Here is a 12,428-nt window from a genome sequence, read left to right as displayed (position 1 = left end):
TAATACCATGAAACGCACTACCCTCAAGACCCTGGCCTTCGCGGCCGCCCTGCTGAGCCAGATCGCCGCCGCCCACGCCGGCGAAGTCACGCTGTTCTCGCGCGATAATTTCCGTGGCGAGGAAGTGACCATCCGCGACAGCGCGCGCGATTTGCGCGATGCCGGCTTCAACGACCGCACCTCGAGCCTGATCGTGCATTCGGGCGTATGGGAGGTGTGCGAGCACAAGGACTTCGGCGGCTACTGCGCGGTGTTCGAGCGCGGCCAGCACAATGACCTGCGCCGCTTCAACAACAGCATTTCCTCGCTGCGCCAGGTCGAACGCGGCGGACGCGGCAATGGCAACGGCGGCTTCCGCGACCGCGACGGCGACGGCCGCGACGACCGCGCCGAGCGCCGTGAAGAATGGCGCGACCGCCGCGACGACCGCGGCCCAGGCGGTGGCCAGGGCGGCCCAGGCTTCAACCGTCCGGACCCGATCGAGCTGTTCGAGAACGCGCGCTTCGAGGGCCGCCGCGTGTCCTTCCAGGGCGAGGTGCGCAGCCTGCGCGCGGCCGACTTCAACGACCGCGCCAGCTCCATGGTCATTTACGAAGGCCAGTGGCAGCTGTGCGAGCATGACAATTTCGGCGGCCAGTGCGTCGTCTACGGCCCCGGCCGCTACGACAACCTGGGTCCGATGAACGACAAGCCTTCGTCGCTGCGCCGCATCCGTTAATCGAGCCGCTGTGCCGGCCTGCTAACGCGCGCCCGAGGCGCGCGTTTCCTTGTAGTCTGGGCCGGACAGGGTTGCCTGGAGATACGCCATCGTGGAATACAAGGATTACTACCAGGCGCTGGGCGTCCCCAAGACCGCCAGCGCCGACGAGATCAAGAAAGCGTACCGCAAGCTGGTGCGCAAATACCATCCGGACGTCAGCAAGGAAGCCGACGCGGACAAAAAAACCAAGGAATTGAACGAAGCCTACGGCGTGCTGGGCGACGCGGAAAAACGCGCCGCCTACGATGCGCTGGGCAAGAACGGCCAGTACCGCGCCGGCCAGGAATTCCGTCCGCCGCCGGACTGGGGCAATGGCGGCGCTGCGGGCGGCGGCTTCGGCGGCGGCGCCGGCGCGGGCGGCTTCGACAGCGACTTCTTCGCCGACCTGTTCGCCAATATCGGCGGCGGCCGCCGGGGCCGTCCCGGCCGGCCGCAGCAGCAGCGCGGCGAGGACAGCCACGCCGGCCTGGAAATCGACCTGGCCGACGCCTATCACGGCGCCAGCCGCACCGTCAGCGTCCGCCTGCAGGAGGAGGACGCGCATGGCCGCGCCGTCACGCGCGAGCGCACGCTGGACGTGAACATCCCGCAGGGCATTACGGCCGGCCAGCAGCTGCGCCTGTCCGGCCAGGGCCATCCGGGCGGCGGCGGCGGGCCGTCCGGCGACCTCTACCTGGAAATCCGTTTCCGGCCCGATCCGCGCTACCGCGCCGAAGGGCGCGACGTCTACCAGACGGTGCCGGTGGCGCCGTGGGAAGCGGCGCTGGGCGCGCAGATCGACGTGGCCACGCCCTCGGGCCGGGTGACGGTGACGGTGCCGCCCAAGTCGCAGGGCGGGCGCAAGCTGCGGCTCAAGGGGCGCGGCATCCCGCCTTCGCGCGCGCAGGCGCAGGCCGGCACGCCGGGCGGCGATCTTTACCTGATACTGGAGCTGGTGCTGCCGCCCGCCGATACCGAGCGCGCGCGCCAGCTGTATGAAACCATGGCGCGCGAGCTGGACTTCAACCCGCGCGCCGGCATGGGAGCGTGATTATGCAGATACACGGCGAGTTGCTGGACGACGCGGCGCTGACCCTGGACGAACTGGCGCGCGCCTGCGCGGTGGAACCGGAATGGGTGCTGCGCCATGTCAGCAGCGGGGCGCTGCTGTGCAGCGCGGAAGGGGCGGCCATCGTGGTCGATACGGCGGGCGAGGCGATGGCGTCGCCGCAGGCGTGGCGCTTTGCCAGCGGCGAGCTGCGGCGCGCGCTCAGCCTGCTGCGCGTGGAGCGCGACTTCGAGGCCGACGAGGTCCTGGCCGCCCTGGTGGTGGACCTGTGCGAGGAAGTGCGCCGCCTCAAGTCAAAGCTGCACAGCCCGGGAACACCATAGCCGTTTCCTCCGGCTGCGCCTGGCGGCTCCACACGTGGCCGCTGCTGATGTCGAAAATAATGCTGCGGTGTCCCACGCCGTACAGGCTTTCGGACACGATGGGGATGCCGTGCGCGCGCAGCAGGCGCAGCGCCACTTCACCGTTCTGGCGCCCGATATTGCCGGCCCTGCGGTCCTCCAGTCCGGGGAACATCTTGCTGCCCCCGAAAATCTTGGCCTGGCATTCGCCGGGTTCCACGCCCATGCTGCGCAACTCGGCCAGCATCAGCTCCAGCGCCTCCTCTCCGTAGCGGCTGTTCAAGCCGGCTTCCCTGGAGGAGTTGCGTGCGGACAACAGGAAATGCGACATGGTGCCGATGCGCCGCACCGGATGCCACAGGGTAATCGAAACGCAGGACCCGAGCAGGGTGCGGATGCGGTATTCCGGCCCGCCGACGAAGTACTCGCCGGGCAGCAGGAAAATGTCGATCATGTTTTTATTCCTAGCCATAACGACACTGTACCGGCGCGGCCTGCCCGCTGTAACTTGTACTTTGGTGCATACAGGAAATGTCACACTGTACCAAAGTACAGGTTACAGAGTGTTCCCTGCTGGATACAGTCCGTAGGCTAGCCACCCGAATGGACGGGCGGCGCCTTCCTTGGAGAATTCCAGCAGTGAATAATTTTGTGCGCAGCCATTCCTGCCTGCTACTCCCGCTCGGCCTGGCGCTGCTGGCGGCCATCGCGGTGCTGGCCTTCAGCGGCTTCAGTCTGGCCGGCCTGCTCACGGTGCTGCTGCTGGTGGGCTGCGGCTACGCCAGCGGCCTGTATTTCAAAGCCATGCAAAGCACTTTCCACCAGTCGGTGGACCAATATCTGGACGGCCAGCGCGCGCTGGGCGCGTCGGTGGCGCCGATCTGGTCGCGCCATATCGAAAACTCCATCACGCAGATGGACGAGGCGGTGGCGGCGCTGGCCGGCCGCTTCGGCGGCATCGTCGAGCGCCTGGACCAGGCGGTGGGCGCCTCCAGCGTGGCCACCGCCTCCATGGACGGCGGCGACGGCCTGGTGACGGTGTTCGCCAACAGCGAGCGCGAGCTGCAGGGCGTGGTCGCCTCGCTGCGTTCGGCCACCGAAAGCAAGGCCGCCATGCTGGACAAGGTGAACGGCCTGGGCCAGTTCGTGCGCGAACTGAAGGACATGGCGGCCGACGTCGCCAGCATCGCGGCCCAGACCAATCTGCTGGCGCTGAACGCTGCCATCGAGGCGGCGCGCGCCGGCGAGCGCGGACGCGGCTTCGCCGTGGTGGCCAAGGAAGTGCGCATGCTGTCCAACCAGTCGGCCGACACCGGCCGCCGCATCGCCGAAAAGGTGGCGCTGGTCAGCAGCGCCATCGTCGCCACCACGCAGGCGGCGCAGCAGTCGGGCGCGCTGGAGGAGGAATCGACGCGGCTGTCCGAGGAAGCCATCGCCAGCGTGCTGGACGGTTTTCGCGGCGTGACCGACGCGCTGGTCCAGTCCAGCAACCTGCTGAAGGAAGAAAGCGTGGGCATCCAGTACGAGGTGGGCGAAGCGCTGGTGCAGCTGCAGTTCCAGGACCGCGTGACCCAGATCATGAGCCATGTGAAGCAGAACATCGACCTGCTGCGCAGCGCGCTGGAACAGAACTGCGACAGCTACGCCCAGGACCGCCAGCTGCAGCCGCTTGACGCGGCCGGGCTGCTGGCGTCGCTGGAAAAAACGTATGCCATGGCTGAGGAATACGCGCTGGACCGGCAGACCGGGCCGGCCGGCACGAAACAAGCGGCGGCGCTACCCGCGCCGGCGGATGAAGTCACGTTCTTTTAAGGAGTAGGGGATGGCCAAGACCATTATGGTAGTAGACGATTCGGCTTCGCTGCGGCAGGTCGTCGGCATTGCGCTGAAAAGCGCGGGCTACGACGTGATCGAGGCGGCCGACGGCCAGATCGCGCTGAGCAAGCTGGGCGACAAGAAGATCAACCTCATCGTGTGCGACGTGAACATGCCCAATATGGACGGCATCACCTTCGTGCGCGAGCTCAAGCAGCAGGCCAGCCACAAGTTCACCCCGGTGATCATGCTCACCACCGAGTCGCAGGAGGCCAAGAAGCGCGAAGGCCAGGCGGCCGGCGCGCGCGCCTGGGTGGTCAAGCCCTTCAAGCCCGAGGTGCTGCTGGGCGCGGTGCAAAAACTCTGCTTGCCTTGACCTTGACCTTGACCTTGAACTTGAACCACAGGAGCCGCCATGCCAGGTGAAACCGAGCCGGGTCTGCTGTTTATTGAAGGCGACCTGAACATCTACCGCGCAGCCGAGCTGAAAGAGGCTCTGCTGGGCGCCGTGCATCACGCCCATGCGCATGCCCAGGTACTGGAAGTGGACCTGGCCGGCGTGACCGAGATCGACAGCACCGGCGTGCAGCTGCTGATGCTGGCCAAGCGCACCGCCTTGCAGCTGCAGCGCGAGCTGCGCCTGGTGGCGCACAGCCCCGCCGTGCTGGACGTGTTCGAGCTGCTGGACCTGGCCGCCTGGTTCGGCGACCCGCTGGTGATGGCCGCCGAACGCGGCAACGGGAGCGCCGCATGAACCTCGACGACGCACTGCAAACCTTCATCGCGGAGAGCCGCGAGCTGCTGGAGGACATGGAAAACGCGCTGCTGTCGCTGGGGCGCCATGGCGACAAACTGGAAGCGGTGAACGCCATCTTCCGCGCCGCCCACACCATCAAGGGCTCGGCCGGCCTGTTCAGCCTGGACCACATCGTGGCCTTCACCCACGTGCTGGAAAGCGTGCTCGATGAAGTGCGCGCCGGCGCGGTGGAGACGGACAGCCAGCTGGTCAGCCTGCTGCTGTCCTGCTGCGACCATATCGGCAGCATGACGGACGCGGTGGAGGCCGGCCAGACCAGCGCCGACGCCGCCACCGTGGAGCGCGGCGCGCCCTTGCTGCAGCAACTGTCCGCCTACCTGGGCGACGAGCACGCGGACGCCGTTCCCGGCGCAGCGGCGGCGGGCGCAGGCGCCATTGCGCTGACGGCCGAGGCGGACGGCGTGGAACGCATGGCGGGCAGCGGCGCCGACGGCGACCATTGGCATATCTCGCTGCGCTTCGGCCCGGACGTGCTGCGCAACGGCATGGACCCGCTGTCCTTCCTGCGCTACCTGAACCAGATCGGCCGCATCACCGCCATCGCCACCCTGCCGGACGCCATGCCGGAGAACGAGCAGATGGACCCCGAGTCCTGCTACCTGGGCTTTGAAATCGCCTTCGACAGCGCGGCCGACAAGGCCACCATCGAAGCGGTGTTCGAGTTCGTGCAGGACGACTGCACGCTGCGCATCGTGCCGCCGCGCAGCCGCATCGAAGAATACGTGCAGCTGATCCGCGAACTGCCGGAGCGCGCCGGCCGCCTGGGCGAAATCCTGGTGCGCTGCGGCAGCGTGACGGCGCGCGAACTGAGCGTGGCGCTGGACCAGCAGCTCGACGCGGCCAACTGGAGTCCGGCCGGCAGCGGCGGCGCGCAAGCGGCCAGCGCGCCGCTGGGCGCCATCCTGGTGGGGCAGGGCACGGTGGAGCCGGAAGTGGTGGCCGCCGCGCTGAACAAGCAGAAGCAGGGCCAGGCCGCCGAGCAGAAACCGGCGGAGGCGCGCACCGTGCGCGTGGACGCCGACAAGCTGGACCACCTGATCAACCTGGTGGGCGAACTGATCATCGCGGGCGCCTCGGCCAACCTGATCGCGCGCCGCGTGCGCAACAGCGAACTGCAGGAAAGCACCTCGCGCCTGTCCACGCTGGTGGAGGAAGTGCGCGACAGCGCGCTGCAGCTGCGCATGGTGAAAATCGGCGCCACCTTCAACCGCTTCCAGCGCGTGGTGCACGACGTGTCGCGCGAGCTGGGCAAGGATATCGGCCTGGTGGTCAACGGCGAGGACGCGGAGCTGGACAAGACCGTGGTGGAAAAAATCGGCGACCCGCTGATGCACCTGGTGCGCAACGCCATCGACCACGGCATAGAACCGGCCGAGCAGCGCCGCGCGGCAGGCAAGCCCGCGCGCGGCACGGTGCGGCTGAACGCCTTCCACGATTCGGGCAGCATCGTCATCGAGGTGAGCGACGACGGCGGCGGCTTGAAGAAGGAGCGCATCTTCGCCAAGGCGGTCGAGCGCGGCCTGGTGGAAGCGGACCGCAAGATGAGCGACAGCGAAATCTACGCGCTGATCTTCGAGCCCGGCTTCTCCACCGCCGAACAGGTGACCAACCTGTCCGGGCGCGGCGTGGGCATGGACGTGGTCAAGCGCAACATCAACGCGCTGCGCGGCAGCGTGGGCATAGACAGCACCGAAGGCCGCGGCACCATCGTCACCGTGCGCCTGCCGCTGACGCTGGCCATTATCGACGGCTTCCTGGTCGGCCTGGGCAAGTCCACCTATGTGATCCCGCTCGACACCATAGAAGAATGCATAGAATTCGCCGCCGAGCCGGGGCAGGACTACGCCAATCTGCGCGGCCAGGTGCTGCCCTTCGTGCGCCTGCGCGAGCTGTTCGGCGCGCAGGGCACGGCCGGGCGGCGCGAGTCCATCGTGGTGATCAAGCACGCCGGCCAGCGCGCCGGCTTGGTGGTCGACACCCTGCTGGGCGAATTCCAGACCGTGATCAAACCGCTCAGCCCCGTGTTCAGCGGGGTGCGCTGCATCAGCGGCTCCACCATCCTGGGCAGCGGCGAAGTGGCGCTGATCCTGGACGTGGCGGCGCTGCTGCAACAGGCCGGCGGCGCAGGGACGCATCAACTGCAACAGCACGCAGCATAACAATTACAGTATCTTTTGGAGATGAACATGTTTAATAAATTATCGGTGGGCGTTCGCCTCGGCCTGCTTGTGGTCGTCCTGTCCGTCATCATGCTGGGCATAGGCTATTCCGGCATCACCGGCATGTCGTTCAGCAACGAAAAGCTGAAGACCGTGTATGAAGACCGCACGGTGGCGCTGGTCCAGCTGGGCAAGGTGACCGAAGCCGGCCTGCGCATCCGCAACCGCACGCTGCAAGCCGTCAACGCGAGCACCCAGGCCGAACAGGAAGAGTCGCTGCAGGCCCTGGTGAAATACGACGGCATGCTCAAGAAGAACTGGGCCGACTACATCGCCACCAGCCTGACGGCCGACGAGAAGCGCATGGTGGCGGATTTCACGGTGGCCTGGGCGGCCTATGATGACAAGCGCAGCCAGCTGATCGCGCTGCTGAAAACCGGCAACCGCGCCGGCGCCAAGGAAGCCTATACGCCGGTGGACGCCTTGTTCAATCCGGCGTTCGACCCGCTGGGCAAGCTGCGCGACCTGCAGGAGAACGTCGCCAAGCAGGAATACGAGGGCGCGCTGGAAAAATACGACGCGGCCTTCAAGCTGAATGTCGGCCTGATCATCGGCGGCCTGCTGTTCGGCATACTGCTGTCCTGGCTGCTGATCCGCAGCCTGCTGCGCCAGCTGGGCGGCGAGCCTGACTACGCTGCGCAAATCGTCAGCGAAGTGGCCAGCGGCAACCTGGCGCTGGACATCCACGTCAAGGACGGCGACCGCAGCAGCCTGCTGTATTCGATGAAGCAGATGGTGGACAAGCTGTCGCAAGTGGTGGCCGAAGTGACCAACGGCGCCCAGGTGCTGGCCGGCGCATCCGAAGAAGTGAGCGCCACCGCGCAGTCGCTGTCGCAGGCGGCCAGCGAGCAGGCGGCCGGCGTGGAGCAGACCAGCGCCTCGGTCGAGGAAATGACGGCCTCCATCGCCCAGAACACCGAGAACGCCAAAGTGACCGACGCCATGGCCAGCAAGGCCGCCATGGAAGCGACCGAAGGCGGCGCGGCGGTGAAGGAAACCGTGGCGGCCATGAAGCAGATCGCCAACAAGATCGTCATCATCGACGACATCGCCTACCAGACCAATCTGCTGGCGCTGAACGCGGCCATCGAAGCGGCGCGCGCCGGCGAGCATGGCAAGGGCTTTGCCGTGGTGGCGGCCGAGGTGCGCAAGCTGGCCGAGCGTTCGCAAGTGGCGGCGCAGGAAATCGGCGAAGTGGCGGCCAGCAGCGTGAGCCTGGCCGAACGCGCCGGCGAGCTGCTCAACTCCATGGTCCCCAACATCAAGAAGACCTCGGACCTGGTGCAGGAAATCACCGCCGCGTCCGAAGAGCAATCGTCCGGCGTGGGCCAGATCAACGCGGCCGTCGGCCAGCTGTCCAGCACCACCCAGCAGAACGCCGCCGGTTCCGAGGAGCTGGCCTCCACCGCGGAAGAGATGAGCAGCCAGGCCGAGGAACTGCAGGCCGCCATCGCCTTCTTCCGCGTGTCGGGCGCGTCGGCCGCACCAGTGCAGCACCGCGCCAACGTGGCGCCCATGCGCCGTCCCGCAGCCAAGGCCGGCGGCCGCAAGCTGGCAGCGCCGTCGGGCGGCCACGTAAGCACGGCGCACTTCCCGGACGGCGAGCCGGATGAAGCGCACTTCACCAAATTCTAAGCGGGAGACCAGCATATGCACGCCATGACCCAAGTCTCCGCCGGCGCGCCGCAGGGCGCACTGGCGCTGGGCGCTGAGCCCAGGCAGTACCTGACCTTCATGCTGGGCGGCGAGATCTATGCGATCGGCATCCTGGCGGTGAAGGAGATCATCGAATTCGCCGGACTGACCTCGGTGCCGATGATGCCGGAAGCGATACGCGGCGTTATCAACCTGCGCGGCGCCGTGGTGCCGGTGATGGACCTGGCGGCGCGTTTCGGCCGCGAGGCCAGCGTGGCCACCAAGCGCACCTGCATCATCATCGTCGAAGTGGAGCAGGGCGACGAGCATCAGGTGATAGGCGTGATGGTGGACGCGGTCAACGCGGTGCTGGAGATTGCCGCCGCCGACATCGAGCCGGCGCCGTCCTTCGGCGCGCGCATCCGCAGCGACTTCATTGCCGGCATGGGCAAGGTGAACGGCAAGTTCGTGATCCTGCTCGACGCCAGCCAGGTGCTGTCGGTGGACGAAATCAGCGCAATGGCCTCGGTGGGCGAGCGCGCCCTCGTGGCCGAAGCCTGAGCGCCGACAACCGCAGCCAAACCGGACCCACGCCATGACGCCAGACGCCATCAGCGACCACGAGTTCGCACAGTTCCAGCGATTCATTTTTGAAGCCGCCGGCATCACGATGGCGCCCAGCAAAAAGGCGCTGGTCAGCGGCCGCCTGTCCAAGCGGCTGCAGCACCACCGCGTGCAGTCCTACGGCGACTATTTCAAGCTGCTCTCGAGCGGCCAGGAGCCAGGGGAAATGCAGCTGGCGGTGGACCTGCTGACCACCAACGAGACCTATTTCTTCCGCGAGAACAAGCACTTCGACCTGCTGCGCAAGGTGGCGCAGGAGGCGCGCGGCCGCAGCCAGCCGCTGCGCGTGTGGAGCGCGGCCTGCTCCACCGGCGAAGAGCCCTACAGCATCGCCATGGTGCTGGCCGACGTGCTGGAAGACCGGCCCTGGGAAATCACCGCCACCGACATCAGCACCCGCGTGCTGCAGAAGGCGCGCTACGGCCACTACCCCATGGAACGCACCGGCAATATCCCGCGCGACTATCTGCAGCGCTTCTGCCTGAAGGGCATGGACCAGTACGCGGGCACGCTGCTGGTGCAGCGCGCGCTGCGCAAGCGGGTGCAGTTCCTCGAGATGAACCTGAACACGGCCTTGCCGCAGCTGGGCAGCTTCGACGTGATCTTCCTGCGCAATGTGCTGATCTACTTCAGCGCCGACACCAAGCGCCAGGTGGTGGCGCGCGTGGCGCAGCTGCTCAAGCCCGGCGGCTACCTGTTCATCGGCCACTCCGAAAGCCTGAACGACATCAACAACGACGTGGCCATGGTGGCCCCGTCGATTTACCGCAAGCCCTAAGACCGCGCCATGAAAAAGATCCAGGTCCTGGTCGTCGACGATTCAGCCGTGGTGCGCCAGGTACTGGGCGCGCTGCTGAACGGCGCGCCGGGCATAGAGGTGCTGCACGCCGTGGCCGACCCGCTGCTGGCGATGGAACGCATGCGCCTGAGCTGGCCGGACGTGGTGGTGCTCGATATCGAAATGCCGCGCATGGACGGCCTGACCTTCCTGCGCAAGATCATGGCGGACAAGCCGGTGCCGGTGGTGATTTGCTCGTCCATGACGGCGGACAGCACGCAGCTCTCGGTGGAGGCGCTGTCGGCCGGCGCGGTGGCGGTGGTCAACCGCCCGCGCCTGAACGTGCGCGAATATTTGCACGGCCACGCGGATGAACTGATCGCCGCCGTGCGCATGGCCGCCGGCAGCACGCCGAAAGCGGCGCTGGCGCCGCCGGCAAGGACCGCGCCTGCGGCGAAGCCGGCGCCTGCCGCCGCCACCCGCAAATACGGCCCGCTGCCGCCTGCGCCGGAAAAATTCACTGCGGACGCCATCCTCGCCCCGGCGGCCGGCGCGGTCTCGGTGCGCACCGAACCGCTGGTGGCGATAGGCACCTCCACCGGCGGCACCCAGGCGCTGGAGGAACTGCTGGCGGCGCTGCCGGCCAACGCGCCCGGCATCGTCATCGTGCAGCACATGCCGGAGAAATTCACGGCCGCCTTCTCGGCCCGGCTGGACAGCCTGTGCGCCATCACCGTCAAGGAAGCGGAAAACAACGACCAGCTGCGTGCCGGCCTGGCGCTGGTTGCGCCGGGCGGCAAGCACATGCTGGTGCGCCGCAGCGGCAACCACTATTACGTGGACGTGATAGACGGCCCGCTGGTGAACCGCCACCGGCCCTCGGTGGACGTGCTGTTCCGCTCCGTGGCCAAGTGCGCCGGCGCCAACGCGCTGGGCGTGATCATGACCGGCATGGGCGACGACGGCGCCGCCGGCATGCTGGAAATGCACAAGGCCGGCGCGCGCACCGTGGCGCAGGACGAGCGCAGCTGCGTGGTGTACGGCATGCCCAAGGAAGCGGTGAAGCTGGGCGCGGTCGACAAGATCGTGCCGCTGAGCGCCATCGACCGCGAAATCATGGCGCAGCGGGGCGGCGCATGAAGGACTGGTCCACCCATACCGCGCTGGTGGTGGAAGACAGCGCCGTGCAGCGCACCCACATGGTGAGCATGCTGCGTTCGCTGGGCTTCGGCCTGGTGCTGGAAGCGTGGAACGGCGAGGACGCGCTGGAAGTGCTGGACCAGCACCTGCGCAGCAGCGGCCAGCCGGGCGTGCAGCTGGTGCTGACCGACCTGGACATGCCGCGCATGGACGGCATCGAACTGATACGCCACCTGAACGAACGCAAACAGACCGACAGCCTGATCGTGATGAGCGCGCGCGACCCGCGCCTGCTCGAGATCGTGGAAAATATGGACGCCGACAACACCGGCCTGAATCTGCTCGGCACGCTGCTCAAGCCGGTGATGATGGACGACCTGAACGTGCTGCTGCGGCGCGTGGGCCAGGTGCGGCAAAGCCCGGCGGCGGTGCTGGAGCGTCCGGACCTGCGGCTGGAAGACCTGGAGCAGGCCCTGGCCGCGTCGCAGTTCGTGCCGGTGTTCCAGCCCAAGATATCGATGAACTCCGGCCTGGTCAAAGGCCTGGAAGCGCTGGCGCGCTGGGAGCATCCCGAGCAGGGCCTGCTGGCGCCGTGGCACTTCATCTCCTGCATCGAAGGCACGCCGCTGATGGCCGGCTTCACGCTGTCCATCGTGCGGCAGTCGCTGGCGCGGCTGGTGGAGTGGCAGCGCATCGGCCTGACGTCGATGAAGGTGTCGATCAACCTGTCGGCCGACATCCTGGCCGAGCGCGGCTTCATCGACAAGCTCGATGAGCTGGTGGAATCCTACGGCATTTCGCCCGAGCTGGTGATCTGGGAGATCACCGAGACCATGGTCATGAACAACCTGGCGCAAGCGCTGGCCAACGTGGCGCGCCTGCGGCTGAAAGGCTACGGCCTGGCGATGGACGACTACGGCATAGGCTACTCGTCGATCCAGCAGTTGTCGCGCTGCCCGTTCACGGAGCTGAAGATAGACCGCATGTTCGTGGACGGCGCCTCGCAGCGCCCCAACCGGCGCGTGATTTTGGAAAGCGCCATCGAAATGGGCCAGCGCCTGGGCGTGACCACGGTGGCCGAAGGCGTGGAAAAGCTGAGCGACTGGACGCTGCTGCGCGAACTGGGCTGCGAACTGGCGCAAGGCTACCTGATCGCGCGCCCCATGCCGGCCGGCGAGATCGCCTCCTGGATCAAGGGCAACCGCGCCCGTTTGCGCAAGCTGTCGCTACCCGCCGCCGCGCTGCCCTAAG

At 67.2% G+C, this 12,428-nt stretch carries 13 protein-coding genes; 12 read left to right on the top strand and 1 reads right to left on the bottom strand.

Annotation, left to right across the window (positions count from 1 at the left end):
• The first annotated feature begins 7 nt into the window (after positions 1 to 7).
• The 3 genes from AC07S4_RS06370 to AC07S4_RS06360 all read left to right on the top strand — a co-directional run bounded on the left by AC07S4_RS06370 (position 8) and on the right by AC07S4_RS06360 (position 2,131).
• The gene (locus AC07S4_RS06370; protein ID WP_494985838.1) at positions 8 to 718 is read left to right on the top strand and encodes a beta/gamma crystallin family protein; all 711 of its coding nucleotides are present in this window, start codon (positions 8 to 10) and stop codon (positions 716 to 718) included.
• 91 nt (positions 719 to 809) lie between these two features.
• Positions 810 to 1,790, top strand: a complete 981-nt coding sequence (locus AC07S4_RS06365; protein WP_494985837.1) for a DnaJ C-terminal domain-containing protein — start codon at positions 810 to 812, stop codon at positions 1,788 to 1,790.
• Positions 1,791 to 1,792: 2 nt separating this feature from the next.
• Complete coding sequence (locus tag AC07S4_RS06360) at positions 1,793 to 2,131, top strand: MerR family transcriptional regulator (RefSeq protein WP_494985836.1); 339 nt, start codon at positions 1,793 to 1,795, stop codon at positions 2,129 to 2,131.
• Here the strand turns inward: AC07S4_RS06360 and AC07S4_RS06355 are convergent.
• Positions 2,097 to 2,603 (bottom strand): chemotaxis protein CheD, encoded by a 507-nt coding sequence (locus AC07S4_RS06355; protein ID WP_494985835.1) that lies wholly within the window; start codon positions 2,601 to 2,603, stop codon positions 2,097 to 2,099. The genes AC07S4_RS06360 and AC07S4_RS06355 overlap by 35 nt on opposite strands.
• A 185-nt stretch (positions 2,604 to 2,788) precedes the next feature.
• Here AC07S4_RS06355 and AC07S4_RS06350 point away from each other — a divergent pair, with 185 nt between their 5' ends.
• The 9 genes from AC07S4_RS06350 to AC07S4_RS06310 are packed head-to-tail and all read left to right on the top strand — an operon-like array spanning position 2,789 to position 12,427.
• Positions 2,789 to 3,961 (top strand): methyl-accepting chemotaxis protein, encoded by a 1,173-nt coding sequence (locus AC07S4_RS06350; protein ID WP_494985834.1) that lies wholly within the window; start codon positions 2,789 to 2,791, stop codon positions 3,959 to 3,961.
• A 10-nt stretch (positions 3,962 to 3,971) separates the two neighbouring features.
• Positions 3,972 to 4,340: a response regulator gene (locus AC07S4_RS06345; protein ID WP_107877119.1), complete on the top strand. Its 369-nt coding sequence runs from the start codon at positions 3,972 to 3,974 to the stop codon at positions 4,338 to 4,340.
• 39 nt (positions 4,341 to 4,379) lie between these two features.
• Positions 4,380 to 4,718: an STAS domain-containing protein gene (locus AC07S4_RS06340; RefSeq protein WP_494985833.1), complete on the top strand. Its 339-nt coding sequence runs from the start codon at positions 4,380 to 4,382 to the stop codon at positions 4,716 to 4,718.
• Positions 4,715 to 6,940 carry a chemotaxis protein CheA gene (locus AC07S4_RS06335; protein ID WP_494985832.1) on the top strand — a complete coding sequence of 742 codons (2,226 nt, stop codon included), beginning with the start codon at positions 4,715 to 4,717 and terminating at the stop codon, positions 6,938 to 6,940. The genes AC07S4_RS06340 and AC07S4_RS06335 overlap by 4 nt, the downstream gene beginning before the upstream one ends.
• Positions 6,941 to 6,967: 27 nt before the next feature.
• The gene (locus AC07S4_RS06330; RefSeq protein ID WP_494985831.1) at positions 6,968 to 8,635 is read left to right on the top strand and encodes a methyl-accepting chemotaxis protein; all 1,668 of its coding nucleotides are present in this window, start codon (positions 6,968 to 6,970) and stop codon (positions 8,633 to 8,635) included.
• A 15-nt stretch (positions 8,636 to 8,650) separates the two neighbouring features.
• Complete coding sequence (locus tag AC07S4_RS06325; RefSeq protein ID WP_494985830.1) at positions 8,651 to 9,196, top strand: chemotaxis protein CheW; 546 nt, start codon at positions 8,651 to 8,653, stop codon at positions 9,194 to 9,196.
• Between the two features lie 34 nt (positions 9,197 to 9,230).
• Complete coding sequence (locus AC07S4_RS06320; RefSeq protein WP_494985829.1) at positions 9,231 to 10,037, top strand: CheR family methyltransferase; 807 nt, start codon at positions 9,231 to 9,233, stop codon at positions 10,035 to 10,037.
• 9 nt (positions 10,038 to 10,046) lie between these two features.
• Positions 10,047 to 11,177, top strand: coding sequence for a protein-glutamate methylesterase/protein-glutamine glutaminase (locus AC07S4_RS06315; RefSeq protein ID WP_494985828.1), 1,131 nt, complete (start codon positions 10,047 to 10,049; stop codon positions 11,175 to 11,177).
• Complete coding sequence (locus tag AC07S4_RS06310) at positions 11,174 to 12,427, top strand: EAL domain-containing response regulator (protein WP_494985827.1); 1,254 nt, start codon at positions 11,174 to 11,176, stop codon at positions 12,425 to 12,427. Before AC07S4_RS06315 ends, AC07S4_RS06310 begins: the two co-directional genes overlap by 4 nt.
• Position 12,428 lies beyond the last annotated feature (1 nt).

The organism is Pseudoduganella sp. GW821-FHT05F09 (assembly GCF_059419605.1).
Note: the sequence above shows the minus strand (reverse complement) of the source record. Positions and strands in the feature narration are given on the sequence as shown.

Excerpts from the sequence above, each read along its gene's own strand:
- AC07S4_RS06370 (WP_494985838.1), top strand. The coding sequence starts at position 8 with ATGAAACGCACTACCCTCAAGACCCTGGCCTTCGCGGCCGCCCTGCTG.
- AC07S4_RS06360 (WP_494985836.1), top strand. The coding sequence starts at position 1,793 with ATGCAGATACACGGCGAGTTGCTGGACGACGCGGCGCTGACCCTGGAC.
- AC07S4_RS06355 (WP_494985835.1), bottom strand. The coding sequence starts at position 2,603 with ATGATCGACATTTTCCTGCTGCCCGGCGAGTACTTCGTCGGCGGGCCG.
- AC07S4_RS06345 (WP_107877119.1), top strand. The coding sequence starts at position 3,972 with ATGGCCAAGACCATTATGGTAGTAGACGATTCGGCTTCGCTGCGGCAG.
- AC07S4_RS06340 (WP_494985833.1), top strand. The coding sequence starts at position 4,380 with ATGCCAGGTGAAACCGAGCCGGGTCTGCTGTTTATTGAAGGCGACCTG.
- AC07S4_RS06335 (WP_494985832.1), top strand. The coding sequence starts at position 4,715 with ATGAACCTCGACGACGCACTGCAAACCTTCATCGCGGAGAGCCGCGAG.
- AC07S4_RS06330 (WP_494985831.1), top strand. The coding sequence starts at position 6,968 with ATGTTTAATAAATTATCGGTGGGCGTTCGCCTCGGCCTGCTTGTGGTC.
- AC07S4_RS06325 (WP_494985830.1), top strand. The coding sequence starts at position 8,651 with ATGCACGCCATGACCCAAGTCTCCGCCGGCGCGCCGCAGGGCGCACTG.
- AC07S4_RS06320 (WP_494985829.1), top strand. The coding sequence starts at position 9,231 with ATGACGCCAGACGCCATCAGCGACCACGAGTTCGCACAGTTCCAGCGA.
- AC07S4_RS06315 (WP_494985828.1), top strand. The coding sequence starts at position 10,047 with ATGAAAAAGATCCAGGTCCTGGTCGTCGACGATTCAGCCGTGGTGCGC.
- AC07S4_RS06310 (WP_494985827.1), top strand. The coding sequence starts at position 11,174 with ATGAAGGACTGGTCCACCCATACCGCGCTGGTGGTGGAAGACAGCGCC.